General features: G+C 64.6%; 19 protein-coding genes. 4 read left to right on the top strand and 15 right to left on the bottom strand.

Going from position 1 to position 26,543, the window contains the following annotated elements; genetic code table 11:
* The first annotated feature begins 324 nt into the window (after positions 1 to 324).
* The 3 genes from Q5H93_RS23395 (at position 325) to Q5H93_RS23385 (ending at position 3,411) form a co-directional block, all read left to right on the top strand.
* Positions 325 to 2,085, top strand: coding sequence for a DUF885 domain-containing protein (locus Q5H93_RS23395; RefSeq protein WP_305009158.1), 1,761 nt, complete (start codon positions 325 to 327; stop codon positions 2,083 to 2,085).
* Between the two features lie 195 nt (positions 2,086 to 2,280).
* Positions 2,281 to 2,637: a thioredoxin family protein gene (locus tag Q5H93_RS23390; RefSeq protein WP_305009157.1), complete on the top strand. Its 357-nt coding sequence runs from the start codon at positions 2,281 to 2,283 to the stop codon at positions 2,635 to 2,637.
* Between the two features lie 9 nt (positions 2,638 to 2,646).
* A complete protein-coding gene (locus Q5H93_RS23385) occupies positions 2,647 to 3,411 on the top strand; it encodes a YdcF family protein (RefSeq protein ID WP_305009156.1) in 765 nt (254 codons plus the stop codon).
* A gap of 15 nt (positions 3,412 to 3,426) precedes the next feature.
* Here the strand turns inward: Q5H93_RS23385 and Q5H93_RS23380 are convergent, their stop codons facing one another.
* The 11 genes from Q5H93_RS23380 to Q5H93_RS23330 all read right to left on the bottom strand — a co-directional run bounded on the left by Q5H93_RS23380 (position 3,427) and on the right by Q5H93_RS23330 (position 19,349).
* Entirely contained in the window at positions 3,427 to 4,821 is a 1,395-nt protein-coding gene (locus Q5H93_RS23380; protein ID WP_305009155.1) for an NAD-dependent succinate-semialdehyde dehydrogenase, read from the bottom strand.
* Between the two features lie 153 nt (positions 4,822 to 4,974).
* Positions 4,975 to 6,093, bottom strand: a complete 1,119-nt coding sequence (locus tag Q5H93_RS23375; RefSeq protein WP_305009154.1) for a glycosyltransferase family 2 protein — start codon at positions 6,091 to 6,093, stop codon at positions 4,975 to 4,977.
* A 4-nt stretch (positions 6,094 to 6,097) separates the two neighbouring features.
* Entirely contained in the window at positions 6,098 to 6,436 is a 339-nt protein-coding gene (locus tag Q5H93_RS23370) for a YbaB/EbfC family nucleoid-associated protein (protein WP_305009153.1), read from the bottom strand.
* A gap of 113 nt (positions 6,437 to 6,549) precedes the next feature.
* A complete protein-coding gene (locus Q5H93_RS23365; RefSeq protein ID WP_305009152.1) occupies positions 6,550 to 8,352 on the bottom strand; it encodes a T9SS type B sorting domain-containing protein in 1,803 nt (600 codons plus the stop codon).
* A 256-nt stretch (positions 8,353 to 8,608) separates the two neighbouring features.
* Entirely contained in the window at positions 8,609 to 10,105 is a 1,497-nt protein-coding gene (gene hutH, locus Q5H93_RS23360; RefSeq protein WP_305009151.1) for a histidine ammonia-lyase, read from the bottom strand.
* A gap of 55 nt (positions 10,106 to 10,160) precedes the next feature.
* A complete protein-coding gene (locus tag Q5H93_RS23355) occupies positions 10,161 to 11,432 on the bottom strand; it encodes a hypothetical protein (protein WP_305009150.1) in 1,272 nt (423 codons plus the stop codon).
* A gap of 16 nt (positions 11,433 to 11,448) precedes the next feature.
* Positions 11,449 to 12,708, bottom strand: coding sequence for a hypothetical protein (locus Q5H93_RS23350; RefSeq protein ID WP_305009149.1), 1,260 nt, complete (start codon positions 12,706 to 12,708; stop codon positions 11,449 to 11,451).
* 66 nt (positions 12,709 to 12,774) lie between these two features.
* Positions 12,775 to 14,082, bottom strand: coding sequence for a hypothetical protein (locus tag Q5H93_RS23345; protein WP_305009148.1), 1,308 nt, complete (start codon positions 14,080 to 14,082; stop codon positions 12,775 to 12,777).
* Positions 14,079 to 15,491, bottom strand: coding sequence for a histidine--tRNA ligase (hisS, locus tag Q5H93_RS23340; protein WP_305009146.1), 1,413 nt, complete (start codon positions 15,489 to 15,491; stop codon positions 14,079 to 14,081). The genes Q5H93_RS23345 and hisS overlap by 4 nt, the downstream gene beginning before the upstream one ends.
* Before the next feature lie 336 nt (positions 15,492 to 15,827).
* Positions 15,828 to 18,299: an outer membrane beta-barrel protein gene (locus tag Q5H93_RS23335; RefSeq protein WP_305009145.1), complete on the bottom strand. Its 2,472-nt coding sequence runs from the start codon at positions 18,297 to 18,299 to the stop codon at positions 15,828 to 15,830.
* 369 nt (positions 18,300 to 18,668) lie between these two features.
* Positions 18,669 to 19,349: a TIGR02117 family protein gene (locus Q5H93_RS23330; protein WP_305009144.1), complete on the bottom strand. Its 681-nt coding sequence runs from the start codon at positions 19,347 to 19,349 to the stop codon at positions 18,669 to 18,671.
* 200 nt (positions 19,350 to 19,549) lie between these two features.
* Here Q5H93_RS23330 and Q5H93_RS23325 point away from each other — a divergent pair, with 200 nt between their 5' ends.
* Positions 19,550 to 21,418 carry a PI-PLC domain-containing protein gene (locus tag Q5H93_RS23325; protein WP_305009143.1) on the top strand — a complete coding sequence of 623 codons (1,869 nt, stop codon included), beginning with the start codon at positions 19,550 to 19,552 and terminating at the stop codon, positions 21,416 to 21,418.
* Between the two features lie 104 nt (positions 21,419 to 21,522).
* Here Q5H93_RS23325 and Q5H93_RS23320 read toward each other — a convergent pair whose 3' ends face one another.
* The 4 genes from Q5H93_RS23320 to Q5H93_RS23305 form a co-directional block, all read right to left on the bottom strand.
* Positions 21,523 to 22,980 carry a toxin-antitoxin system YwqK family antitoxin gene (locus Q5H93_RS23320; RefSeq protein ID WP_305009142.1) on the bottom strand — a complete coding sequence of 486 codons (1,458 nt, stop codon included), beginning with the start codon at positions 22,978 to 22,980 and terminating at the stop codon, positions 21,523 to 21,525.
* 131 nt (positions 22,981 to 23,111) lie between these two features.
* Positions 23,112 to 24,293 (bottom strand): acetyl-CoA C-acyltransferase, encoded by a 1,182-nt coding sequence (locus Q5H93_RS23315; protein WP_305009141.1) that lies wholly within the window; start codon positions 24,291 to 24,293, stop codon positions 23,112 to 23,114.
* A 186-nt stretch (positions 24,294 to 24,479) separates the two neighbouring features.
* Positions 24,480 to 25,478, bottom strand: a complete 999-nt coding sequence (locus tag Q5H93_RS23310; RefSeq protein WP_305009140.1) for a hypothetical protein — start codon at positions 25,476 to 25,478, stop codon at positions 24,480 to 24,482.
* Positions 25,475 to 26,449 carry a VWA domain-containing protein gene (locus Q5H93_RS23305; protein ID WP_305009139.1) on the bottom strand — a complete coding sequence of 325 codons (975 nt, stop codon included), beginning with the start codon at positions 26,447 to 26,449 and terminating at the stop codon, positions 25,475 to 25,477. Before Q5H93_RS23305 ends, Q5H93_RS23310 begins: the two co-directional genes overlap by 4 nt.
* Positions 26,450 to 26,543 lie beyond the last annotated feature (94 nt).

The following is a 26,543-nucleotide window of genomic DNA, read 5'->3' as shown; positions in this document are numbered from 1 at the left end:
GTGAAAAAGAGCCGAAAAGTACGGCCTGGCGCTGGGTTGGGGCCGGAGTTGCGGCGGGCTTTGGGCCGTAAGCGTTGAGGCTGGGGGCGGTAATGGATTGCGCTGGCGTCAACCTCACCCCCTGACCCCCTCTCCGCAGGAGAGGGGGCACCGGTCTTGCGCGGGTTTGCCCTATTAGAAAATCGTCAGGCTCCCCCTCTCCGCAGGGAATGCGCATCAAGCATTCTTCGGGGGCCGGGGGGTGAGGTTGGCCCAGCCTACGTATTGCGGGGCGTGCCGTTCCTTTGTAGAGCGGTATTCACCCGCGTACCCTTTCCCGCTTTCATGAAACACACTTACCTCTTATTGCTCGGGGCGGCGCTGGCCGCCGGCTGCCAGTCGTCCGACAAAACCGCTGCCAAGGCCGGTAACTCGGCCGACACCCGCTTCGATGCCTACAAAAACCAGTTTATCGAAGAGCTGTGGCAGCACGCGCCCGACTGGGCCGCCCAGCAGGGCTACCACAAATACGACTCGCTGCTGCTTATCCCCGATGCCGGCCAGCGCCAGCGCGATGCGCAGTTTTACACCAGCAGCCAGCAGCGCCTGCGCGGCTTTGCCTTCGACAGCCTCTCGGTCAACAACCAGACCGATTACCGCCTGCTGGCCAACCAGCTCCGGGCCTTCCGCTGGTACGCCGATACGCTGAAGGACTGGCAGTGGAATCCCGCCAGCTACAACCTCGGCGCCAGCGTGGGCGACCTGCTCAACGGCCGGCACTACCGCCTCGACCGCCGCCTGCGCAACATCAGCGACAAGCTGACCAACGCCGCCGCCTACTACGCCGCCGCCCGCGCCAACATCCAGCAACCCACCCGGGAGCACACCGTCCTGGCCATTGCTCAGAACCAGGGCGGCCTGGCCGTATTCGGCCCCGCGCTGGCCGACTCGGTGCAGAAATCCGGTCTCAGCGCCGCCGAAAAAACGACGCTGACCACGCGCATCGCCGCCACCCGGCAGGCCATCGAGGGCTACGTGAGCTTCCTGCAGAAAGACGTGGCGGCGGCCGGGCAGTACCGCAGCTTCCGCATCGGCAAGGCGCTGTTCGACCAGAAATTCGGGCTCGATATTCAGTCGCACTTCACCGCCGATGAGGTGTACCAGGAAGCCCTTAAGCACAAGAAGGAATTGCTGCGCGACATGGGCCAGCGCGCCGCCCGGCTGTTTCCTAAGTATTTCCCTGGCCAGCCGGCCCCGGCCGATACGCTGGCCCTCATCACCAAAGTGGTGAGCCAGCTTACGTTGAAGCATGCCCCGCGCGACGGGTTCGTGGACGCGGTGAAGCGCCAGATTCCGACGCTGGTGCAGTTCGTCAACGACCATAAATTGCTCACCCAGGACCCCAGCAAGCCGCTGGTGGTGCGCGAAACGCCGCTCTACATGCGCGGCGGTGGCGCCGGGGCCAGCATCTCGGCCCCCGGCCCCTACGACAAGACCGCCGATACCTTCTACAATGTGGAGCCTATTCCAGCGGAGAAAACGGCCGCCCAGGCCGAGAGCTACCTGCGCGAGTACAACGACTACACGCTGCAGATTCTCAACATTCACGAGGCCATTCCGGGCCACTACACCCAGTTGGTGTACGCCAACCGCTCGCCCTCGCTGGTGAAATCCGTCTTTGGCAACGGCGCGATGGTGGAGGGCTGGGCCGTGTACTCGGAGCGCATGATGCTGGAAAGCGGCTACGGCCAGAACTCCGACGAAATGTGGCTGATGTGGAACAAGTGGAACCTGCGCACGACGCTCAACACCATCCTCGACCACGCCGTGCACGTCGATAATATCAGCGAGCAAGACGGCCTGGCGCTGCTCATGCGCGACGGCTTTCAGGAGCGGGCCGAGGCCGAGGGCAAGTGGCGCCGCGCCACCCTCAGCCAGGTGCAGCTCAGCAGCTACTTCACTGGCTACACCGAGATTTACGCCCTGCGCGAAGAGCTCAAAAAGCGCGACGGCCAGAGCTTCGACCTGAAGGCGTTCCACGAGCAGTTTCTGAGCTACGGCAGCGCCCCGGTGAAGTACATCCGCGAACTGATGCTGCGCAAGTAGAACGAGGTGGTAGTACGAATTCCGCGAAGCGGTTCGTACTACCACTCTGACGTTGTTACAATCGGGCTGATTATGCCCTGCCGACAAAGTGGTAGTACGAACCGCTTCGCGGAATTCGTACTACCACGCACCGTCCGCCCCACTACATCCTTTTGCTGAGTTTGGGAGTTAAAGGCCGAGCTATCCACCTTTTTTATGACCGAAGAAAACCGCCTGCACGTCCACGATACCAACGACGACGAACTGCGCCGCCTGATTCACGACCACCTCAAGGTGTTCGCCAAATTCACCTCCGAGGGCTGCGACATCTGCCAGCGACTGGCGCCACCCTTCAGCAAGTTTGCCGACAATCCGGCCTTTGCCCCCATCCTGTTTGTCCGCCTGAATGCCGACGAAAACCCGGTGGCCAAGAAAATGATGCAGCAGAAAGTGGCGCCCTTCTTCGTGAGCTACTGCCAGGGTCACCTGCTGGAATGCGACAACCTCACCACCGAGGCCGAAGTGCGCGCCCAGCTCGAGCGGCTGCGCGATTTCATACCCCACGCGCGCTAAGCCGCCCGTATGTTCTTCCTGCTTTCCAAAGTATTATTCTACCTCGTGGCGCCCGCCGTGTGGCTGATGGTCCTGCTGCTGCTGGCCCTCATCGCGCGCGATGCCCAGCGGCAGCGCCGCCGGCTGCGGGCCGCCGCCCTGCTGGCCCTCATCGGCACCAACCCGATGCTGCCTAACGAGCTGCTGCGGCTGTGGGAGCTGCCGCCCCGCCGCCTCGCCCAGCTGCCCCGGCAGGCCGATGCCGCCGTGCTGCTCACCGGCATCACCGAAAGCCACGAGCCCACCGACCGCGTGTACCTGGGCGCCGGCGCCGACCGGTTCACCAATGCCCTGTGGCTGTACCGCGCCGGGCGGGTGCGGCGCATCATCATCACGGGTGGCTCGGGCAGCGTGCTCGACAAGGCCCGCACCGAGGCCGAGGAGCTGCGCATCCTGCTGCGGCTGGCCGGGGTACCGACTTCGGCCATCCTGATGGAGGAAGAAAGCCGCAACACCCGCGAAAATGCCCTCTATACCAAAGAGCTGCTGGCCCGCCAGCCCGAGTTGGATACGCTCATTCTGGTAACGTCGGCTTTTCACCAGCGCCGGGCGCTGGGCTGCTTTCACAAAGTGGGCCTGCACCCGATTTCTTTTCCCGCCGACTTCCGCACCGCGCCCCGCCAGATTACCCCCGACTACTGGGCCATGCCCTCGGCCGATGCCCTGGCGCAGTGGACACTGCTGCTGCACGAAATACTGGGCTGGACGACCTACAAGCTGCTGGGCTACGCCTAGGTCAGCGGGCTGGCGCTACTCTGTCTTGGCCTCTGGCGCGGCCGCCTTCCCAATCCACACCGACTTCTGGTTCACGAACTCCCGGATGCCCAGGTACGACAACTCGCGGCCGTAGCCCGACTTCTTCACCCCGCCAAACGGCAGCTCATTCATTGACTTCACCAGGCCATTGACGAACACCGCGCCGCTCTCAATCTGGCGGGCCATTTCCTCGGCTTTTTGCAGGTCAGCAGTCCACACCGCTGCCCCCAAGCCGAAGCGCGAGTCATTCGCCAGGCGCACGGCGTCGGCCGCGTCTTTGGCTTCCAGCACCAGGGCTACCGGCCCGAAAAACTCCTCCTCGTAAGCGCGTTGGCCGGGCTTCACATTCGACAGAATCATGGGCTTGAATACGGCGCTGCCGGGCTTGGGCTGGCCGCCGTGCAGCTCGATTCGGGCGCCTTGGGCTACTGAGTCGGCCACCTGTTTGGTGAGCTCGTCGGCCAGGTCGGGGCGGGCCAGGGGGCCGTACTGGGTGGCTTCGTCGAGCGGGTCGCCGGGGCGCAGGGCCAGCAGGTGGGTTTTGAGCTGGGTGATGAATTCCTTGAGCACCTTCTTCTCCACGATGAAGCGCTTGGCGGCGATGCAGCTCTGGCCGGCGTTCAGCATGCGAGCCTGGGCGGCGGTTTTGGCGGCTAGGGCCAGGTCGGCGTCGGCCAGCACGATGAAGGGGTCGGAGCCACCTAGCTCCAGCACGGTTTTCTTGATGTGCTGCCCGGCGGCAGCGGCCACGGCGCTGCCCGCGCCCTCCGAGCCGGTGAGGGTGACGGCCGCTAGCCGGTCGTCGGCAATGAGCTGCGGGATTAGCTCATTTTCAATAAGCAAATTGCGGAAGCAGGCCTCCGGCAGCCCCGCGTCATGAAAGATTTTTTCCAGCGCCAGCGCGCACTGCGGCACGTTGGACGCGTGCTTGAGCAGCCCCACGTTGCCTGCCATCAAGGCCGGGGCGGCGAAGCGCACCACCTGCCAGAGCGGGAAGTTCCAGGGCATCACGGCCAGCACCACACCCAGCGGCTGGTAGCTGATGAAGCTGCGCCCGGCGTCGGTTTTGATTTCCTCGTCGGCCAGAAATTCTTCGGCTTTTTCGGCGTAGAAATCGCAGCAGGCGGCGCATTTCAGGGCTTCGGCGCGGCCATCTACCACGGGCTTGCCCATTTCCAGCGCCATCAGGCGGGCCAGCTCGTCCTGTCGCTCACGCAGTAGTTCGGCGGCGCGGCGCAGAATGTCGGCCCGGTGTGCGAACGTGGTAGTGCGCCAGCCGGCGGCAGCGCGGTGCGCCTGGGCCAGCAGCTGCTCGGCTTTAACCCGGGAAATGGGGCGGAAGCGGCGCAGCACCCGGCCGGTGTAGGGGTTGATGGAGGCAATGGGCATAGCTGTATTTATCGCTGGCGCGCGTCTCCGACGCGTGCCGACTGGGTTCGAGCCTCTGGCTCGCGGTATAAAACGACGGAACTGGCGACTTGTTCTGGCTAACGAGCCCGAGGCTCAAACCCAGTCGGCACGCGTCGGAGACGCGCGCCAGCGTTAGCCTTTCAGCCCCAGCTCGGAGAATTTTCGTTTTCCCTGTACGAAATACGCCCATACCAGGCTGCCCGCGTACACCCCGGGCCGCTGCGCCACCCGCAGGTGCGGCTGGGCCGCCTGGCGCTGCTGCTGCCAGTAGCGGCGTTTCTGAAATACGTGCCAGTGGGCGCTCCACACGGCCCTGGCCTCGGGCCAGTTGCCAGCCAGCAGGAAGCGCGCCAGCGCCACCCAATCGAGCAACACGCGCTGCCATAGCGCGCTGCGTACTTCGCCGGGCGCGGCGTTTTTATACAGCAGGGCCAGGCCGTTGCGGAAGTTGAGGTAGGTTTTGCGCGGGCTGCTTTTGGGCAGCGTGCCGCCGCCCACGTGCTGCACGGCGCTGCCGCCGTGGTACCACACCTCGTGGCCCGCGTTCCAGAAGCGCCAGCAGAGGTCAATTTCCTCCATGTGCGCGAAAAAGGCAGGCTCGAGGCCGCCCAGGGCGCGCCAGGCGCTGGCCCGCACCAGCAGGCAGGCGCCGGTGGCCCAGGCCACGGGGCGCGGGTCGTCGTACTGCCTGAGGTCTTTTTCCAGCGTATCAAATAGCCGGCCGCGGCAGAAGGGGTAAGCCAGCCGGTCGAGGTAGCCGCCGCCGCCGCCCGCGTATTCAAACAGCGTGGGGTCGGCGTGGGCCAGGATTTTGGGCTGCACGGCGGCAATGCGCGGGTTGGCGGCCAGCAGCTGGTGCAGCGGCTGCAGCCAGCCGGGCGTCACGGCCACGTCGGAGTTCAGCAGCACGAAGTAGTCGCTGTCTACCTGCCTCAGGGCGTGGTTGTAGCCTTCGCAGAAGCCGTAGTTCTGGTCGAGCAGCAGCAGCTCAACGGCCGGGAAGTCGCGGGCCAGCAGCTCCACCGAGTCGTCGGTCGAGGCATTGTCGGCTACCACCACGCGGGCCCCGTCGGCGCAGGCAATGACGCCGGGCAGAAACTCCCGCAGAAACTTCGCCCCGTTCCAGTTCAGGATGACGATGGCGGTGTCGGGTAATGAGGAATGAGGAATGAGGAATGAGGAATTATCAGGTGAGCCAGTCGGACTAGCGTGCTGCAACTCCTCATTCCTCATTCCTGATTCCTCATTCATAAGCTTACGCGCCAAAGCCGCTCAGGTCGAGGCCGGGGATATTGGGGAGCATACCGCTGGTTTTGCGCTGCATTTCCTGCTTGGCCTGCTCGGCCACAGTGTCGAGGGCCTTGTTCACGGCGGCCACCACGAGGTCGGCCACCATGTCGCGGTCCTGCGGCGTGAGCAGGCTCTCGTCAATGTCGAGCTTGATGAGCTGACGGTGCCCGTTGGCGGTGGCTTTTACCAGGCCGCCACCGGCCTCGCCGGTGGCGGTAATGTGTTGAAGCTCTTGCTGGGCTTGCTGCATTTTGTCCTGCAGGTCTTTCATTTTGCCCATCATGCCGGTGATGTCGAAGGCCATAGAAGTCAATTAACAATTAATAATGAACAATTAGCAACCAAAGGTCAGCGTCAGCTAATGAACAGTGACAAGAAAGCAATGAGCATTTTGGTCCGGAGTGAGGCCAAAATTGCTCATTGTAAAATGGTAATGGTGCCGGTTTCGCGGATGAGCTTACCAGTTTCGTCAATCTGCTGGAAGCGCCAGACGTAGGCGCCGTTCACCGGAGCGCGGCTTTTGATGCGGCCGTCCCAGGTTTCGGAGCGTTGGGTGCTGTTGAATACCTCCATGCCATTGCGGTCCACGACCACGAAGGAATAGTTTTCGAGGAAGCGGCCTTTCACTTCAAGTACGTCGTTTAGGCCGTCGCCGTTGGGGGTGAAGGCCGTCGGCAGCTGGAGCCGCACACGGCGCGCCACGCTGGCCACGTTGGAATAGCTAACGGTATCGGCCGGGATGCCGCCGCCGCTGATGCGCAGGCGGTAGCGCAGCACCTGGCGGTCGGCGGGCGGTGTAAAGTCGGTAACGGAGTTGCCGCTCACGGGCAGGGTGCTCAGGGTGCTGCCATCCGGCGCCAGGCGAAGCAGCTCGTAGCTGGTGGGCGCGGCCGGGTCGGGGCCGGTGAAGTTGGTCCAGCTCAGGTTCACGGTGTTGCCTTCGTTGTCGGCCGGGGTGGCCGTGAGGAAGGCGGGGCAGGTGGGGGAGCTTTCGGCCGAGGAGTTGCCGCACACATCCACGAAGCGCACGGTGTAGCAGGGGGGGGCGACGCGCAACGAGTCGAAGGACGTGGGGTCGGCGATGGCGCGGCCGGTGGTGTCGCTGGCAAAGTCGCGGGCGGGGCGGCTGCCGACGGTTTTACGGTAGCGCAGCACACTGCCGCGCGGCACGCGCGGGCTGGCTAATACTGGCGTCAGGCTCACGGTATTATTCAGCGTGAAGCTCGCTACCAGTGGTGGCACTGGTGGCGGGATGTTGTTCGACAGCGCCGTAACGGTGCCCTCGTTCGAAACGGATTCGGCCCCGTTGGGCAGCACCGCCGTGACGCGGTAGGTGTAGCTGCTGCCGCAGAGCACAGCCGCGTCGGTATAGGGGCCGACGGCAGGGAGGGTCGTCAGCAGCGTACCGTTGCGCTCGATGCGGAACGCGCTGGCGCCCGCCCCGGAATAGCTGACAGATAAAACGTTCTGACCCGGGACGGCCGTCACGCTCAGGTCGAGCGCGCAAATGGGGTCGGAAGTGGCGGGTTGCAGCTGGCAGGCATCGACGCGGCGCAAGCGGTAGCAGCCCTGCGCGGCACCGGGCAGCGTAGCCGTGCCGGCAGTGGAGGCCGGCAGGTCCAGCACGGTGCTGAAGCCGCCGGGAGCCGCAGCATCTTCCCGAATGATACTGTATTGATAACCCGATTGCAGACCGGCAACCGTGACCGTGGCGGCGGTGCCTGCTCGCGGCGCCTGCGTGAGGCGGTTGAAGCTCAACGGCGTGGGAGTGGGCGGCAGGGTAAAGGACTTGCGCAGGCTGTCGCGGCACAGCGTATTGTCGTTGTAAAAGCCTACTACCGTCACGCCGGTAGCCCCGCCGGAGGCCACTACATTGGCAGTGCCGGGCATGAGCGGCACCCGCTGCGGCCCGCCATCGAAGTTGGCGATGTAGCGGTCGTAGCTGGAGCCCGGCTTCAACGTAATCAGCGTGTTATTATTTAGGCAGCCAGCTACATCGAAGTCGGGGGTAGGGCTGTCGAAAACCTGGAAGTTGCGGTAGAAGAACAGGGCTGGGTCACCAGGGTTGCCACTATTGCCGTTGGCGTATATCGTGATGGGGCCTGCTGCCGTGGGGGTGTACACGAAGGTGCCGGGCTGACTGCCGTTGCAGAGGGGAAAGGTCGTTACCGTGCCTTGTAGCACCTCTAGCTGCACATTGTTGGGGGCGAGGCCGCACACTTCAAATCGGACTGACTGCCCGACGCATAGATTATCTATCTCAATAGCCTTGCCATCCACAAAAGTTCGAATCGGACGAGCTGGATTGGGGCAAGCGCTAGTGCCAGACGGCGTGCAGCCTTGGCCGAAAGCAATGGCTGCCGGCCAACCCAGCCCAATCAATAAGCACCAAAGAAAACAATACCTCATAAGCACAGCTAAACGCCAAACGGCCGGAATTCGCGCCCGGGCCCGCGCAAAAATCGCGCCCCGGTGCTTATTCCGACCAGGCAAACGTACGCACGAAGGCGGCGGCGCGGTGCAAATCGGGGTACAGTATCCGGTCGCGCACCACGAAATTGACTTCCTTGCGGAAGGCCTCGACCACGGCTTCGAGCCGGGCCGAGGTACGGCCGGGACGGCGGAAGGCCAGGGCCTGCACGGCCGTAAGCAGCTCAATACCTAGTACCTGCTCGACGTTTTCGACCACGCGGCGGCTCTTGGTGGCGGCGTTGGCGCCCATGCTCACGTGGTCTTCCTGGCCGTTGCTGCTCACGATGGAGTCGGCCGAGGCGGGGGTGCAGAGCTGCTTGTTCTGGCTCACGATGCCGGCGGCGGTGTACTGGGGAATCATCAGGCCAGAGTTGAGGCCGGGCTCGGCCACCAGGTAGGTGGGCAGGCCGCGCTGGCCCGAGATGAGCTGGTAGGTGCGGCGCTCCGAGATGCTGCCCAGCTCGGCCACGGCCAGGGCCAAGTGGTCGAGGGCCAGGGCCAGCGGCTGGCCGTGGAAGTTGCCGCCGCTCAAAATAAGGTCGTCGTCGGGGAAAATATTAGGGTTATCAGTCACCGAGTTACACTCCGTTTCGATGACCTGGGCCACGTAGGCCAGGGCGTCGCGGCTGGCGCCGTGCACCTGCGGCACGCAACGGAAGGAGTAGGGGTCCTGCACGGCGCGGCGCGGCTCGGTCTGCAGCTCCGAGTCTTCGAGCAACTCGCGCATGTGCTTGGCCACCGATACTTGCCCGGCGTGGGGCCGGATGCGGTGCAGCCCTTCGTAAAATGGGTCGGCGCAGCCGCCGAAAGCCTCCAGCGACAGGGCCGCAATGACGTCGGCGGCGGCGGCCAAGCGTTGAGCGCGCAGGATGCCATCTACTGCGTAAGCCAGCATGAACTGCGTGCCATTCAGCAGCCCCAGGCCTTCCTTGGCCTGCAGGTGCAGCGGCTCCCAGCTGAAAAGGCCCAGCGCATCCTCGGCCTGCAGGCGGTAGCCCTGATAATTCACTTCGCCCATGCCCAGCAGCGGCAGGCAGAGGTGTGCCAGCGGGGCCAGGTCGCCGCTGGCGCCCAGGCTGCCCTGCTCGTACACCACCGGGTACATCTCGCGGTTGTACATGGCCAGCAGGCGCTCGGCCGTCGCTACTTGCACGCCGCTGTGGCCGTAGCTCAGGCTCTGCACTTTAAGGAAGAGCATGAGGCGTACCAGCTCCTGGGGCACCTCGGCGCCGGTGCCGCAGGCGTGGCTCATCACCAGGTTGGTTTGCAACTGCTCGCGCTCCTCGGGGGCGATGCTCACGTTGTAGAGCGAGCCGAAGCCGGTGTTGATGCCGTAAATTGGGGCGTCGGACTGGGCCAGGCGGCGGTGCAGGTAGTCGTGGCAGGCGGCGATGCTGGCCCGGGCTTCGGGGCTGAGGGCGGCCGGGCTTTTGTCGGCCAGAATCGTGGCGAGGTCGGCCAGGGTGAGATGCTGGGTGGGCGAAATGGAATGGGTGGACATTAGGGAAAATGGGTGGGGACGTGCGGAGCGGCAAAGTTCGCACACGGCGCGGCTATTACCACATACCCCGCGCCTGAAGCATGCGGGCCAGCGGGGTGCCGGGGCGTACCAGCGGGCGCAACTCCCGGTAGGGCACCACGACGGGAGTGGGCCGGCCTCCGTTACCAAACAGGGTAAAAGAATCATACGTCACCTCCAGGCCTTCCGCAGTCAGCGTCAGCGACTCGCCGAAGCTGTCGGGGTTTGGCAGCGGCACCAGCGCGTTGGCTTTATTGGCTTCGTCCTGCCAGGCCCAGCTATGGCTGCGCCCGGTATTGATGTCGTCAAATTCGGGGTCGTGCAGCAGGTGCCGGGTGAGCAGGCGACGGAGCGGCAACTCATAATCAGGACGGAGCTGGCTGGCGAAAGTCAGTTCCTTACCGGCTTTAAGGTCAAAAATGTGGCCTTCCATGCCTTCGTCCGACGTGCCGCCGAAGGCCCGCGACCAAATGCTCGTCTGGTAGCCCAGCAGGCCGAAACCGTTGAGCCGCACGTCATCGGTGTAGGTGGCCTTGCCGTCGCCTTCCAGCTTGTGCCACACGCGCTCCTGCCGCCGGGCCAGCGAGGGCGCCAGCACTGGCCGCAAGGCAGCAGGCACAGCCTTTGGATTCAGAAGCATCAGAAAATCGCGCTGTTGCCAGGCCGGTTCGCAGTCGCCGATGGGCAGGCCGCCGCCGCGCAACAGCATAGTTTCGATGGTGTAACGCACGGCCCCGGCGTAGCTTTCGCGCAACGCCAGGGGCTGCGGGCGGCCCTGGTGGCGCCAAGTGCCCGTCAGGGTAGCACCCGGCGGGTGGCTTAGACGCCATTCCACCACGTCGAGGCTGTCGGTACAGTCGGCGCAGCCCCTCAGCACCAATTGCCCGGGCTGCGTGCGGCTGGCGTACAGCGAAACTTCCGGCCCGCCCCAGCGAAGGTAGTAGCGGGCCTCAATTGAATCGGGGTGGTGCCAGCGCAGCTCGGCGGTGATGGACTGCTGACCGAGCGTGCCCACGTAGCGGCGCACCTGCAGCCGGCGCCGGGCGGCCGGGAGGCGCACGAAAGCCCAGGGTCGGGGCGGGCAGGGGGGCTCCGGCTCGGGCGCGGCAGCCGCTGTTAGAGCGGGCGGCGCGGGAGCGGGCGGCGGCACAGGTTGCAGTTCGGCCGCCGGGGCGCTGGCGGCCGGCGGGCTGGCCGTCGTTGGGGGGCGGGGCGCCGTGGGCAGCACCTGGCCCAGCCAGTAGCCGGCTCCGCCGATAAGCAGGGCGGCCGCCCCGGTCGCTAGCCAGGAAGTTCGGGGTTGAGTCATGGGGTAATGAAGGCGGTTACCGTATTCCTCGAGCGGCCAGCATACGGGCCAATGGCGTGCCGGGGCGTATCAGCGGGCGCAGCTCGGCGTAGGGAATGAGCACACTGGCGGGAGGCATTCCGCCGGGGCTGGTGTAAACGCTGAAAGGCGAATACGTTGCTTCCAGGCCATCGCCGGTCAGCAAAAAGTCCTCTTCCGTAAGTGTTTCGCGCTCGGGGCGGGGCAGGTCTACCAGTTGCTCGGCGGCGGGGCGGTCGTCCTGCTGCCAGTACCATTCAGCGTCCGTGTTGCTATAATCGTGCAGCAGATGAGCGGTGAGCAGACGGCGCAAGGGCAATTCGTAGCCGGGCCGCAACTGGCTGGCAATGGTGAGTGAGTCCCCGGTAACCAGGTCAACCAGAAAGCTTTTGGTGCCGGGCTGCGGGCGGCCGCCGAAGGGGTCGGCCCAGTATGATGTCTGGTAGCTCAGGAGGTTGAAATCGTTGAGCCGCCCCGCCACGCCGTGCCTTGTGCGGGAGTCCGGCTCGTAATTGTCGCGCAGCTGCTGGCGCCGCACGGCCATCGTGGGCGGCTGCAGGCGGCGCAGCGCCGGGTGGCGGCCCGCGGCGCCCAGCAAGTGCAGGTATTCCTGGCGCAGGTAGGGCACGCGGCAGTCGTTTTCCTCATCGGTTGCGGGCTTGCCGCCGCTTCGCTGCAGCACCTGGATTTCATACTGCGCTGCGCCAGTGTAGTTTTCGCGCAGCTGGAACGGGTGGCGGTGGCCGCTGGTATCGACCCAGACCCCCCTGAGCACCGCGCCCGGCACGCGGGCCAGCCGCCAGGTGCCCGCCCCGCCGTAGTCCGGCAGGCCTTGCCGCACCGGCAGCACCAGCGGCTCACGGCGTTGCTCATCCTCACCCAGAGTATATTCCGGCCCGCCCCGCCAGCGGTAGAAGCGGCCGGTTATCGAGTCCGGGGGCGTCCAGCTCAGCTCCACGGTCACGCGCTCCTGATTGATGGTGCCGGTGTAGCGATGAAATACCGGCCCGACTTTCAGCGAGCTGAAGCGGAGCGGCTGGGGCTGGCAGCCTTCCGACTCATCGACGGGAGCGGGCTGCGGGGAAGTTGCCGACATGGTATCGACGGATGCTGCCCGGTCATTTTCGATGGGCTTTGTGGTCAGCGAGGTAGTATCAGGCTCGGCCGCTGCCAGCGGCGCCGGCTGGGCCGGGAGCGGCATAGGTGGCAGCACCCGGCCCAGCCAGTAGCCCAGCAGGCCGATAAGTAAGGCTGCCATACCAGTTGCTAACCAGTTGGTCCAATTTCGCTGCTGCTTCATAATGGCTTGGGAAGGAACAGCAAATTACCACATTCCGCGCGCCGCCAGCATGCGGGCCAGCGGGGTGCCGGGGCGCAGCAGCGGGCGCAGCTCGGCGTAGGGAATGAGGACGGTGTCCCAGCCACGGGCATTTAGGGCGTTCAGGGTTTCGTAGCCATAGGTTAGCTCCAGGCCCGCGCCGGTGAGGACCCAGGTCCAGGGACGAGGGGCCAGGTCGGGCTGCTTCCACGACTCGTAGCGGTAGGTTGTGTCGTAGGCGGCTGCCGGGCTGGCTCGCTGCCACTCCCATTCGATGTCCCCGAAATAGGCATCGCGCCGCAGATGCCAGGCTGCCAGCCGGCGCACGGGCAGCCAGGAGCCGGGCAGCAGCAGGCGGTCGAGCGGCCAGGCCTGCCCGCCTACCAGGTCGAGCAGCGACGAGCCTGCGCTCTCCTCAAAAAGCCGGCCGGTATCATATGAGTAGTATTCGGTGGTAGTGGTGTAGCTCAGCAACCCAAAGTCATTGAGCTGCACGTTCAGGCCGACGGCTACGCGGGCAGCCGCGTCGCGGACGAGCTGGGTGGTGCGGCGGCGGGCGGCCGGGCCGGGCGACAGCCGCGACCGCAGCGCCGCCGGCACCCCGTCCCGCCCACCTGAGAGGTGCAGAAACTCGTGGCGGACGGTGGGCACGTGGGGGCAGCCCTCGTAGTCGGGTTCCCAGGCCGTCGACCAGCCGCCGGTGAGGTAGGTGGTTTCGATGGTCAGGCGCACGGCCCCGGCGTAGCTCTCGCGCAGCACGAAGGGGCGGTGGCCGGTGGCGGCGTGCCAGGTGCCGCGCAGCACGGCCCCCGGCCGGTCCGGCAGCTGCCACCGCCCTGCGCTGCTGTCGCCGATGCTGAGGTCGTGCCGGCTCACGGCCAGCATGGGGCGGCCCGGCCGCGAGCCGGCGGCTGGCTGCAGCGTGTAGGCGGCCCCGGCGCGGTGGAAATAGAAGCTGCCGCTCACCGAATCCGGATTTTGCCACCGCAGCAGGGCCGTGGCGGGCTGGCCGCCCACCGTGCCCACGTAGCGGCGCAGCTGCCAGGGCCGGCGCGTGGCCGGGCTGCCCCCCACAAACCGCAGCGGCCCTGAGTAGCAGCCGCTGGCCGTATCGGCCGGGGTGGGGGCACTAGCGGCGGTATCTACGCGCGCCACTGCGCCGGTTTCCTGGGTGGCAGCCGTCAGAGAATCAGTCACGGCCAGGGGCTGAACCGGTGGGGGCAGCTTCCGGCCCAGCCACCCGCCGCCCAGCGCCAGCAGCAGGCCCGCTACGCCGGCCGGCCACCAACTCCCCCAGGCCTGCTGCCGTTTCACACCGTCAGCGCCGACACCACTTCCCCAATCGGCAACACCTTTTCCTCGCCGGTTTTCAGGATTTTAATCTTCACCACGCCCGCCGCCAGCTCCTCCGGGCCCAGGATGAGCACCAGCGGAATGCCCTTGGCATCGGCGTATTTGAACTGCTTTTGCAGCTTGCTGGCGTCGGGGTAGAGTTCGCTGGGAATGTTGGCTGCCCGCAGCTGAGCCAGCAGGGGCAGGGCGGCCAGGCCGCTCTCCTTGTCGAAGTGCGTGAGCAGGCAGCGGGTGGGCGTCTCGGCCGTTTCGGTGAACAGGTCGAGGCTTTCGAGGCAGTCGTAAAGGCGGTCGACGCCGAAGCTGAAGCCCACGCCCGACACGCCCGGCAGCCCGAAGGCGCCGGTGAGGTTGTCGTAGCGGCCGCCGCCGCTCACGCTGCCCATCGCCACGTTGTTGATTTTGACTTCAAAAATGCAGCCGGTGTAGTAGGAGAGGCCCCGGGCCAGGGCGGGGTCAAATTCCAGCCGCTCAAACTGCCGGAAACCCGAAGCGACCAGCAAATCGTGCACGTCGGCCAACTCGGCCAGGCCGCGGTAGCCGCGGTCGTGGTCCGACTCGACGCCCGCCGTGGCGAAGCCGGCCAGCAGACGCTGCAGCTTCTCGGCGTAGTCGCCCTCCACGCCCAACAGCTCAAACAGCGTGTCGATAACCGACGCCGCAAAGCCTTTTTCCAGCAGTTCCTTGCTCACGCCCTCGCGGCCGATTTTATCGAGCTTGTCGATGGCCACGAACAGGTCGTTCTCGTTGCCGGCACCGCCCAGGGCCTGGAAGATGTTGCGCAGCACCCCGCGGTGATTGATTTTGATGGTGAAATCGTGCAGCCCCAGGCCATTGAGCACCTGGGCCATCATGAGCACAATCTCGGCCTCGCAGAGCAGCGAGTCGGTGCCCACCACGTCGGCGTCGCACTGGTAAAACTCGCGGTAGCGGCCGCGCTGGGGGCGGTCGGCGCGCCACACGGGCTGCATTTGGTAGCGGCGGAAGGGGAAGGTGAGCGTGCCTCGGTTCATGGCCACGTAGCGGGCGAAGGGCACGGTGAGGTCGTAGCGCAGGCCCTTTTCGGCGATTTTGGGGAGCACGACCTTGGGGCCGGCGTCGAGGTCCTCGGCCGTCACGTTGGGGGTGATGACGCCCCGGCGCTCGTTTTGCAGGAAATTGCCGGAGTTTAAGACTTTGAACAGCAGTTGGTCGCCCTCGTCGCCGTACTTGCCGGTGAGCACAGAGAGGTTTTCGAGGGTCGGCGTTTCGAGCGGGGCGTAGCCAAACTGCTCGAAGGTGCGGCGAATAACGTTGAAGATATGCTGGCGGCGGGCCACCTGGGCCGGGCCAAAGTCGCGGGTGCCTTGCGGGATACTGGGTTTTTGCATAACGGGGGCAAAGGTAGGGCGCAGGGGGCGTCGGGAAATTCCGGGCGGGCGGCGGGTTTTACGGAACGCCCGTTCGGCATTTCCGAACGGGCGTCCGGTTTCACCGAATGTAGGTTCGGTATTTCCGAACGAGCGTCCGGTTTCACCGAACCTACGTTCGGCTTGCCCGAACGTGCGTCTGCTTTGGCTGAACGTCGGTTCGGTGGTTCCGAACGTACGCTCGCTTTGACCGAGCACCCGTTCGGAATTATCGAATAGCTCATTCCATACTAATAACCCCGCCGCCTGACCAGCAGACGACGGGGCTTTTGCAGAAAAAAGCACTCCGGAAAAAAATTACCCCCCGAAGCCCCCGCCGCCCTGGGGCGCGGCCTCGATGCGCTTGGCGGGCTTGCTGGCGCCCAGGTACCAGGTGAAGCCGAGCCAGCCCACGCGGGTTTCCTGCTTGTCGTAGTAGCGGGCCGTGAGGCCGGGGGCGTCGATTTCGAACTCGCGCACCTGGGTGTTGAGCGCATCGCTCACGCGCAGGGTGAGGGCGGCACGGTCCTGGAAGAGGCGCTGGCGCAGGGCCACGTCGAGGCCGCCGGTGGCCAGCTGCCGGCCCTGGGCCGTGAGGGTGTTCGAGCGGAAGGAGCCGGTGAGCTGCACGTCGAGCTTGGGCGTGAGGGTGAAGTTGTTATTCAGGCGCAGGGTGCCGGCCAGGGCGGCGCGGTTGGCGGCGCTGGCGCCGTTGGTGGCCACCTGCGAGCGGTAGAGCGAGCCCGTGGCGGCCACGCGCCACCACTTCGTGAGGGGCTGGTTCCAGGTCAGTTCGAGGCCCAGGTTGGCGGTGCGGCCGAAGTTGCGGTAGGTTTCGGCCGTCACGAGGCCGGCGCCGCTCAGGCGGCTGGCCAGCGTGTCTACCGAGCGCAGGCGCTGGATGGCATTGTCGGTGAAACGGCCGAACAGCGTGGTGCTGATGGTGGCCCCGCCGCCCAGCGTGATTTGGTGACCCAGCTCCAGGTTGTGGCTGAACTCGGCGCGCAGGCCGGGGTTGCCGAGGCGGTAGTTGCGCGGGTCGGTGTAGAGCTCGAAGGGCAGCTGCTGCATAAAGCTGGGCCGGTTGAGGCGGCGGGCGTAGCTCAATTGGAGCTTCTGCTGGCCAGCCTCCTTGCCCAACTCGCGGGCCACCGTGGCCGAGGGAAAAAAGCTCAGGTAATCGAGCGCCACGCCGCCCTGGCGGCCCCGCACGGTGCCGGTCAGGTTGGTGTATTCGGTGCGCAGGCCGCCCTGGGCACTCCACTTATCGTTGAATTTGCGCTGGTAAGTAGCGTAAGCAGCGGGCAGCAGCTCCTGAAAATCGTAGGCCACCGAGCGGGCCGCGTCGCGGGTGTACACGGTGGGCTCCGTAGTGCTGGGCAGCAGCATGTCGGAGCTGCCGTTGTTCACCGAGTGCTGGAACTTCAGACCCGTTTCGAGCTTGCTCTTGCCGTCGGCCAGCGGGTGCACGTAGTCGAGGCCGGCGAAGAGCACGCCGAACTGCACGGCCTGCCCCTGTTTCCAGCCCAGGGTGCCCGCGCCGCTCAGCGTTTGGGTCACGGGCACCTCGCCGGCCACGCGCACGTAGCCCGCGTTGGCGGTGAGCTCGCGGCCGGGGTGGGCGGCCCAGCTGCGGCGGTAGTCGGCGTTGGCGTGCAGCACCAGCACGTCGGTGTTCAGCTCTTGGCGGCCGGTCTGGCGCAACAGCGGGCCCTCGCTGGCCTGCTGCGTGAGGTTTTGGTTTTCAAGCTCGGTGTGGCGCTCCAGCTCGGCGGCGGCGCTCAGGCTCAGGGTTTGCTCGGGGCTCAGGGTGTAATCGAGGCCCAGGCTGGCCTCGTGGTTCTGGTGCCGCTCGAAGCCGGTGCCCTGCTGGCTGGTGCGCAGCAGCCCGGGGCCGGGCAGGGCGGCCGTCTGCTCGCTGTGCGAGCGGCTGCGGAACTGCTGGTCGCGGCCGTCGTAGCTGGCTTTCCAGGTGGCCGCGCCCTGCCGGCGGCTCAGGCTGATACCGGGCGAATACTTTTCGCCCGTACCCAGCACCAGCGCCACCTGGCCGTCGGTGCCGTTAGCCACCTGCTTCTTGGTGATGATATTGATGACGCCCGCGCCGGCCGCGTCGTACCTGGCCGAGGGGTTGGTCATCACCTCCACCTGGGCAATGCGCGAGGCCGGCAGCTGGTCGAGCCGCTGGCCGGTGCCGCTGTTTTCGGAGTTAGCCGGCTTGCCGTCAATCAGAATGGTCAGGTTCGACGAGCCGCGCAAACTCACCGTGCCGCTGGCATCTACGGCCACCGAGGGCACGTTTTGCAGCACGTTCACGGCCGTACCGCCCACGCTGCCCAGGTCTTTCTCCACGTTGATAACCTTTTTATCAAGACTTTCGAGCACCGTGGCCTGTTGGCCCGTCACGACTACCTCGCCCAGCGCCGTGGTGGTAGCCGTCATCTTCAAAGTGCCCAGCTGCACCGCCGGCGCGCTGGCTGTCAGCGTGAAGCGCCGGCGATGCAGAGCGTAGTTCAAGTCCTGCACCCGCAGCAGGTAGCTGCCCAGAGCCAGCCCGGTGGCCTCAAAGCTGCCGTTCTCAGCAGCCTGCACACCCGTCACCAGCGTCGAATCAGCCGCCCGCAGCAGCACCACGTCGCTGAATGGCACCGGCTCGCCGGACTTGGCATCGCGCAGGGTGCCCCGCACGCTGCCGGTACCCTGGGCCCGGGCCGCGGCAGCTACCAAAAAGAGCGCACAAAGAAAGGCCAGGCCGCTCACGGCCCGGATGATGAAGGAAGTCGATTTCATGATGAGAGAGTTCGGAGGTGCGCCGGGGCGGCGAGTGAGCATCATTCCCGGCCGCGGTTCCGGGGATTTTGTTCGCTCGGGGCCAGGGGAGGCACCGGGTGAGAAAGTCCTGTTTTGGTCGGCCCGAAGCCCGTTCGGCTAGGCTGGATTGTGAGGTACTATGCTATCAACGGTTCAAAGGTACGGGAAGGTACTTTGTTTTGCAAGGTACCTTTGGTTTGAAAATCTTCGAAACCGACTTTGTGTCAGGTTGGATGGTTGATAACCAGAAGATAAAATTTGTGCAGCGACTTTGAATTAACCGCTGCTTGCTGCCTTAGATGCAGCTTTGTAACCGCCGGTTGCCTGGTTCCGACGATTTTTGCCCAGCTACTCGCCGCCCTTGCGCACCTGATAAATCACCGAGCCTGCCAGCGGCGCCTTCCACGCCGCCCGAATACCGGCCTGCTTCAGCCCCTGGTTGGTCCAGTCGTTGCAGGTGCGGAAGGCGTGGTACTTGCCCTTGGCCTGCAGGAAAAAATCCTCCGGCGTGTAGCCGGCCTGCGGGATGGGCATGAGCCGCCCGGTGCTGTCGCGCTCAAACGAGGCCTGCACGTAGTTCAGCAGCTGCCGGTACTGCGCCTCGCTCACCCGCAAAGCCACCGCCCGGGGGCCCGGCCGGGGCGCCGCCGGGTAAAAATCGATGTGCATCAGGGTAGGGCCGGGTACCAGCGCCCGCAGCACGGTGCCCGCGCCCGGCAGGTGCCCGCCGTACGACGCCATATAGAAACCGGCATTGCCCCAGCCCATAGCCACGTATTGGTAGGCCGAGAATTGTCGGGCCCAGGCGGGGTTTTCGAGCCAGGTCAGCCAGTCGGTGCCGGTGCGGGGCTCGCGCAGCGGCAGCACAATGTCGGTATGAAAACCATTCGACACCACGAATACCGGGATGCCCGCCGGTGCCGGGCGAAATGCCCGATTGACGGGCACGCAGGTGCCCAGCAGCAGGGCCAGGGCCAGCACAAAACCGGCCAGCAAGCCAATCCGCAGACTTTTTTTCAACCGATTCATCGCCGTAGAGTAGGGGGTGGGGCTGCTTAATGCCCTGATTGGCCACCAGGTAACCTGCCTACGCCCGGACCCCCGTAAAAACACCTGTTTAGCAAATCAGGTAGTTTTACGCTACCGCCGGGTTGGCTGGGCGCAGACCTTTGTGCCGTTCCATTGAGTGATGGAATAAAGGTTCTCATCTTCAGTCCACCAACTGTCTCATGGCCACCATTGCGCCCCCGTCGTTTCAGAAGTACGACACCGGTATTCTACCCAAAATTGCCATCTCCGGAAGCACGGTGGTGGAGGTGCACCAGTCGCAAAACCTACAGGATATTTATTACCACGTGGGCCAGCTCGACGATACCACCTGGAACTACGGCCCCAGCACGCAGTACGACGACGGCATCACGCCCGGCGTGGCCCTCAACGCCAGCGGCACGGTGGTGGAGGTGCACCAGTCCAACGGCGGCTCCTCCAATCTGTGGTGCCACGTGGGGCCGGTGAACACCAGCAGTAAAAGCATCAGCTTCGGCAAAAGCCAGCAGTACGACAAGGGCACGACGCCCAGCGTGGCCCTCAACGACCACGGCGTGGTGGTCGAAATTCACCAGTCCAACGGCGCTTCCACCAGCCTGTGGTACAATGTAGGGCAGGTGGATACCAGCAAAAAGGAAATCGACTTCGGCAAAAGCTGGGAACACGTCAATGGTGTGACGCCCATCGTGGCGCTCAACAACAACGGCCTCGTGGTGGAGGTGCACCAGTCCAACGGCCCCTCGTTTAACCTCTGGTACACCGTGGGCCAGGTGAACACCAGCGATAAAAGCATCAGCTTCGGCGAAAGCCAGCCGTACGACACCGGTACCCGCCCCGCCATCACCCTCACCGACGACGGCCGGGTAATCGAAGTACACCGCTCGCAGACCTTCGACACGCTCTGGCGCCGCACCGGTACCGTCAACGCGGCCACCAATACCATTGTGTGGGACAATAACGGCATCAGCATCCTTTACGGTCAGGGCGATACGCCCAGCATCGGCCTGTCAGGCGCCAACCTCATTCAGGTGGACCAAAGCGCCAGCTTCGCCCTGATGTACGCCGCCACCACGCTGGCCGACCACTCCAATTGGATGGCCGATAACCTCAGTCTGCTCGGCAGCCGCCAGCTGCAGCAAATCGTGCTGCCCGCCTCGCACGATGCCGGCATGTACACCCTCGAAAGCTGCTTCCCCGGCGCCAACAGCTGCAACACCCAAACCCAGACGCGCACCATCGGCGAGCAGCTCGTGGGCGGCTCGCGCTACTTCGACCTGCGTCCGGTGCTCTACAACAGTACGTTGTACACCGGTCATTACTTCGCGCTGAATGCCGGCTGCAACGGCGGCGCCCTCAGCGACATCCTGAGCCAGGTGAAGGAATTTATGCAGAACTCGCGCGATTTGGTCATCCTCAAGTTCTCGCACTACTTCAACCGCGACAGCATGCTCGCCGGCTTCGGCACCGCGCAGATGGAGCAGCTCATTAACCTCGTGACAAGTACGCTGGGACCTGTACTCTACACCGGCGCCGTGCCCAGCGGCGGCCTGGCCACTGCCACCCTCAACGACCTGATGGCCAGCGGTGGCCGCGTGCTGGCCGTGTTCGATGAGCTCGACAGCAGCCTGAAGGAGTCCGGTATTTATTCTTACCTCGACCGCAGCAATTCTGCCCTGGGCGGCAAAACCGGCACTGCCGACCTCATCGTGTACGATGTGTATGCGCAGAAGAGTGAGCTCGATGAGATGATAAGCAACCAACTCGAAAAGCTGGACAACCCCGCCAACCACGGCGGCAGTCTCTTCCTGCTGTCCTGGACGCTGACGCTCAGCGCCGCACAGTCTGTCGTCTGTGGTTCTTATTCGTCCTACGTTACCTCCATTCTCAGCCTGGCCGACCAGGCCGCCGAAGCCCTCTACCCCACGATGCAGCAATGGCTGCAGGGCGGCCAGATTTCCACCACTTACATCCCCAATCTGCTCTACATCGACAACAGCCGCGGCTACGCCACCGAAGTAGCGCTGTGGCTCAATCAGCAATTGCTCGCCTAACCGGCTTTTCTCACGCATCATTCTGCAAAACAAACTTCCTACGCTCTGTACTTTTGCAAAAAAAGAAAATGCCCTGGTCACCGGACCAGGGCATTTTTCATGCGCTATTTTTTCTTCAGCGGGGCCTTGAGTGGCGTGCGCAGCGGCCCGCGCGGCTTGGGGCGGGTGTCGGCCTCCACCGGTACACCGTTGCGGTAGAGCTGCGAGCGCAGCACGGTTTCGCCGTCTTCCTTGTAGTAGCGCCACTCGCCGGTTTCTTTGCCGGTGCGGTAGGCGCCGCTCACGCTCAGGGTTCCATCCTCGCGCAGCTGCCGCGCCGGCCCCGATTTCTGGCCGTGCACGTAAGTGGTTTCGGCCCGGAGCTTGCCGCTGGGGTAAAACTCCTCGTATAGCCCCGCCCGCTGCCCGTTGATGTACGGCGCGCGGCTGTTGAGTGCGCCGTTGTCGTAGTAAACCAGCTGGTTACCGGAGTAGCGGCCGTTCAGATAAGGCACTTCGGTTTTCTGTTGTTTGCCGCCGGGGTAGTAGGTGCGCCAGGTGCCGAAGGGCCGGCTATTCTTGTATTGCTCCTCGCCCTTCAAGCTGCCATCATCGAAGTTGCGCGTGATTTTCTGGTCGTGGCCATCATTGGAGTAGGCGGTTTCGGTCATTGTTTGACCGTTCTCATAGTATTCCAGGCCTTTCCCCGTCGGGATACCGCGTTTGTACGTCACCTTCGATTTCACCTTGCCGCTCTCGTAGTAGCTCGTGGCGGGTCCGTCGAGATTAGTAGTGCCGGTGGGCGGGGCCACTTTTTTGGTCAGGTCGTCGCCGAGCGGGTTCTTCACCGCCCGCTGGGCCAGCGGCGCGGCCGCGTAGGTGCTTTCGGTCTGCAGCTTGCCGCTGGGGTAGTAGTTGCGGTAGCGCCCGCGGCCGTTGGCATCGGCCAGCACTTCGGTTTCGAGTTGGCCGTTGGGAAAATACGTTTTATAAGGTCCTGCCAGCAGGCCGCGTCGCAGCGTGGCCTCGCTTTGCAGCGTCCCATCCGGGTAAAAAAACTTCACCGGCCCGTCGGGCAGCCCGTCCTTATAGGTGATTTCCGACTGCGTTTTACCGTCCGGATACACCGCTTTCAGGGCGCCGTTGGGTTGGCCCTTTACCAAGGTGGTGCGCAGCCGCACCTCGCCGCTGGGGTGGTAGTAAATCAGTTCGCCATTCGGCTCATCATCAGCAAAGGAGCCTTCCTGCGCCACCTTGCCCGAGGGATAATACGTCTTAAACGGCCCCTGCCGGATGCCGTCGCGGTAAGTAGTCTCCAGTCGCCGCCCGCCCGTGGGATGAAACTCCACGTAGGCCGAGTCGCGCTTGCCGGCCGCGAAGCTGGTCTGCTGCTCCAGCCGCCCGTTGCGGTAAAACCGCTTGTACGAGCCCTGCGGCACGGTATCGGCCGCTACCAGCGCCGTAAACACCTCGCGCTTCCTAGTCTGCGCCGAGTCGAAATAGGTAATAATGCGCCGCAGCCGCTGAGCCGAAGCCGATGAGGCGACTGCCAGTAGAAAAAATAGAATCACAAAACGCTTCATGGCCGCAAGAACGCAAAACGGCCGCGCAATAGTGCGCAGCCGTTAACATGGGAGTTAAAAGTTGAGAGTTAAAAGTTAAAAACAGGCGCCGCCAATCCTTTAACTTTTAACTCTCAACTTTTAACTTAAAACTACAGCTTCTCCACCACAATGGAGCTGGCGCCGCCGCCGCCGTTGCAGATGCCGGTCACGCCAATTTTGCCACCCTCGTTCTTGAGCACGCTCAACAGCGTGGTCACGATGCGGGCGCCCGACGCCCCCAGCGGGTGGCCCAGGCTCACGGCGCCGCCGTACACGTTCACCTTGGTGCCTTCCAGGTTCAGCAGCTTGTTGTTAGCCAGGCTCACCACCGAGAAAGCTTCGTTGATTTCGTAGAAATCGACGTCGGCGGCCGTCTTGCCGGCATTTTTCAGGGCCTTCGGAATCGCCAGCGAGGGCGATGTGGTAAACCACTCCGGCGCCTGCTCGGCATCGGCGAAGCCCAGGATGCGGGCGATGGGCGTGAGGCCCAGCGCCTCGGCTTTCTCGCGGCTCATCAGCAGCACGGCGGCGGCACCGTCGTTCAGGGTCGAGGCGTTGGCGGCCGTCACGGTACCATCTTTGGTGAAAGCGGGGCGCAGGCCGGGTACTTTGCTGAAATCCACCTTGGTGTATTCCTCGTCGTCGCTGATAACGGTGATTTTGCCGCGGCTCTCGATGGTCACGGGCACGATTTCGTCGGCCTTCTTGCCAGCCTTGGCGGCGTTGGCGCTGCGGGTGTAGCTCTCAATGGCAAAAGCATCCTGCTCCTCGCGGCTGATATTCATTTCCTTGGCCGTGTGCTCGGCCGCGTTGCCCATAGCGTAGTCGTTGTAGGGGTCCCAGAGGCCGTCCTTCATCAGGCCGTCAATCATGGCGCCGTGGCCATACTTGGCGCCGAAGCGGGCTTTGTCGAGGTAGTAGGGCACGTTGCTCATGCTCTCCATGCCACCGGCCAGAATAACGTCGGCCTGCCCCAGCATGATGGCCTGGGCGGCATACATAATGGCCTTCGAGCCCGAGGCGCACACTTTATTAACAGTAGTGCATTCCACGGTGTCGGGCAGGCCGGCTTTCTTGGCCGCCTGCCGGGCCGGAGCCTGGCCCAGGTTGGCCGAAATCACGTTGCCCATAATCACCTGTTCTACTTCGCCCGGCGCTACGCCGGCCTTTTCGAGTGCGCCCTTCAGGGCAATGGCGCCCAGCTCGGTGGCCGACAGCGAGGCCAGCGCCCCGCCAAACGAGCCAATCGGCGTCCGCACGGCCGAAATGATGACAACTTCTTTGGTCTGCATAAAAAATCCTGAAATGGAAAAAAGGGTGGGAGGGAATCAGGCCCCAAAAGTACGGCCCTTATCCGTGAACAAGGTGCAAGCGGGCCTGCACAATAAGTAATAAGGCATAAACAATGAGCAATGAGCAATGAGCAATGAGCAATGAGCAATTTTGCTTCTTGATTACCAATTTTCAACTGCTCAATGTCACCACGTCGGTTTCGTGGGGTCTGGTTTGACAGTTGCTGGCCGCTCCAGTTGCTGCAGATATTGCTGTTCCTGCCCCCGCAGCGCCTCCAGCACCTGCCGCGCCTGCGCCGGACTCAGATTCATGGCCCGCAGCCGCTCGCGCTGCGTTTGCAAGCGCGCATCCTCCGGCAATGCCGCCTCCGAGCCCGGCCGCCGGCCAAAGCCCGCCGGGGCGGCTGGTCCAGCTTTGCCGCTCATATCAAGCCCACGCTGCGCGCCTGGTGTACTGCCCGTCGCCAGGGGCTGCCGCTCGCCATTGCCTACGCCCCGGCCACCCTTGGCAGTAGAGCCGGGTAGGCTGCTGGGCCGCTGCGGGTCCGCCTGGCCGGTCGGGTTCGGCTGGCTTTCTGGCTGGCCCGCGGGGGGCCCAGGTGGCTGCTTGGGCTGCGGCAGTTCCCCGGCATCATCAGCCCCGGCTTTTTCCGGTGGGCTTTTTCCAGATGCTGACTTCTTATCGGAGTCTTTCGGCTGCTGCTCCGCTCCGCTACCCGCGCCGGGCGGCGGCATGTCTGGCGCTTGCTGCCGGGCCAGATAGTCGCTTAGTACCTCGTAGTCGTAGCGCGCCCCCGCGTTGGCCGGGTTCACTATCAGGGCCTGCCGCAGCAAGCTCAAGGCCTGCGCCACTTGCCCCTGCTGCGCTGCCAGCACCGCCAGCTGTTGCCGCGCCACGCTACCAATGTCGTCCGGGCTGCCCGTTAGCACCCGCGTATAGGTGCCGCGCGCCGCGCCCGCTTGCCCCGCCCGCGCCTGGGCGTGCCCCAGGTTCAGCACCAGCAGAGGGTCGGGCACGCGCCGGGCCTTGGCCGCTAGCGCCGCTTCAAACTCCTGGGCGGCCCGGGCGGCATCGCCCTTGGCGTAGGCCACCTGACCCGCAGCCACGGCCACGTTGCGGTCGCGCACTTTCGTCAGTTGCTGGCAGCTAGCCAGCGTTAGTATTAATAGAAGGCGCTTGTTCATGGGCGAATTACTCGTATCGTTACCACCGCATCGAGCGCCAGCAGCAGCAGTGCCAGGGCCAGCGGCCAGCGGTAGCGGTTGTCGGCTACGGCCACACTCCTGATTTGCGCCGTCGGGCCCTGCAGGTTGCGTAGCGCCGCCGTCAGCCGGCTTACCCCGTTCTGCTTATCGTTCAATTCTACGTACTGTCCGCCGGTTTGGGCCGCCAGCTGCAGCAGCGTCGCATCCTGCAGGCGGCTGGTTACGGGTTCATTGCGCTGGTCGCGCACCAGCCCCCCGCCCGGCTTGGGAATGCGAGCCCCTGCCGCCGTGCCCACCCCCACGGCATACACCCGGGTGCCGGTGCGGGCCAGAGCGTGGAGCGTGGGCTCCAGGTTTTCGCCAAAGTCTTCGCCGTCGCTCACCACCACTACCGCCGTGGTGCGGGCCGCATTGCTGGCCGGGCTGCTCCGCGTCAGCTTATCCAATACCATATCGAGCGGCGTGCGCAGCGTGGTGGCACCGGGCGGCAGCAGGCTAGTGCGCAATGTGCCCAGAAATACCCGTAAGGCCTCCTGGTCGTGCGTGAGGGGGCATTGCACCACCGCCTCACCCCCGAAGAGAATCAGCCCCAGCCGGTCGGCCGGAAACTGGGCCACCAGTTGCTGCAGTTCGGCCTGGGCCCGCAGCAGGCGGCTCGGCGTTACGTCGGTCGCGTCCATTGAGCGCGACACATCCACCAGCAGCCACACATCTTTGCCCACCGCCCGCACCGGCTGCTGGCTCACGCCCCACGAGGGGCCCAGCAAAGCGAGCCCCAAGCCCGCGCCCGCCAGAAGCCGGAGGGGCGTTTTCCAGCCCAGCCGGCCGGCGCGCTGGCCCAGCGCCCGCCCAATGCGCCAGCCCCGCCGCCAGTAAAAACCCATCAGCAGCAGGCTGACGAAAAAAAACAGCCCCACGGCTACAAAATCAGGATACGCCCAGTTCAACACGCAAGTAGCAGGGAGTGCGGAGCCAAGCCATAAGGCCGGCCCACCGGCCGCGAAAATATTTTCGCCCCAAAGATAATTTTTTGCGGCGAGGTAT

This window comes from Hymenobacter aranciens (genome assembly GCF_030580865.1).
GTDB lineage: Bacteria > Bacteroidota > Bacteroidia > Cytophagales > Hymenobacteraceae > Hymenobacter > Hymenobacter aranciens.
The sequence above is the reverse complement of the archived record's forward strand: the minus strand, read 5'-3'. Positions and strand labels throughout refer to the sequence as shown.

Coding starts and splice junctions, on each gene's coding strand:
- Q5H93_RS23395 (WP_305009158.1), top strand. CDS start 325: ATGAAACACACTTACCTCTTATTGCTCGGGGCGGCGCTGGCCGCCGGC.
- Q5H93_RS23390 (WP_305009157.1), top strand. CDS start 2,281: ATGACCGAAGAAAACCGCCTGCACGTCCACGATACCAACGACGACGAA.
- Q5H93_RS23385 (WP_305009156.1), top strand. CDS start 2,647: ATGTTCTTCCTGCTTTCCAAAGTATTATTCTACCTCGTGGCGCCCGCC.
- Q5H93_RS23380 (WP_305009155.1), bottom strand. CDS start 4,821: ATGCCCATTGCCTCCATCAACCCCTACACCGGCCGGGTGCTGCGCCGC.
- Q5H93_RS23375 (WP_305009154.1), bottom strand. CDS start 6,093: ATGAATGAGGAATCAGGAATGAGGAATGAGGAGTTGCAGCACGCTAGT.
- Q5H93_RS23370 (WP_305009153.1), bottom strand. CDS start 6,436: ATGGCCTTCGACATCACCGGCATGATGGGCAAAATGAAAGACCTGCAG.
- hutH (WP_305009151.1), bottom strand. CDS start 10,105: ATGTCCACCCATTCCATTTCGCCCACCCAGCATCTCACCCTGGCCGAC.
- Q5H93_RS23355 (WP_305009150.1), bottom strand. CDS start 11,432: ATGACTCAACCCCGAACTTCCTGGCTAGCGACCGGGGCGGCCGCCCTG.
- Q5H93_RS23350 (WP_305009149.1), bottom strand. CDS start 12,708: ATGGCAGCCTTACTTATCGGCCTGCTGGGCTACTGGCTGGGCCGGGTG.
- hisS (WP_305009146.1), bottom strand. CDS start 15,491: ATGCAAAAACCCAGTATCCCGCAAGGCACCCGCGACTTTGGCCCGGCC.
- Q5H93_RS23335 (WP_305009145.1), bottom strand. CDS start 18,299: ATGAAATCGACTTCCTTCATCATCCGGGCCGTGAGCGGCCTGGCCTTT.
- Q5H93_RS23330 (WP_305009144.1), bottom strand. CDS start 19,349: ATGAATCGGTTGAAAAAAAGTCTGCGGATTGGCTTGCTGGCCGGTTTT.
- Q5H93_RS23325 (WP_305009143.1), top strand. CDS start 19,550: ATGGCCACCATTGCGCCCCCGTCGTTTCAGAAGTACGACACCGGTATT.
- Q5H93_RS23320 (WP_305009142.1), bottom strand. CDS start 22,980: ATGAAGCGTTTTGTGATTCTATTTTTTCTACTGGCAGTCGCCTCATCG.
- Q5H93_RS23315 (WP_305009141.1), bottom strand. CDS start 24,293: ATGCAGACCAAAGAAGTTGTCATCATTTCGGCCGTGCGGACGCCGATT.
- Q5H93_RS23310 (WP_305009140.1), bottom strand. CDS start 25,478: ATGAACAAGCGCCTTCTATTAATACTAACGCTGGCTAGCTGCCAGCAA.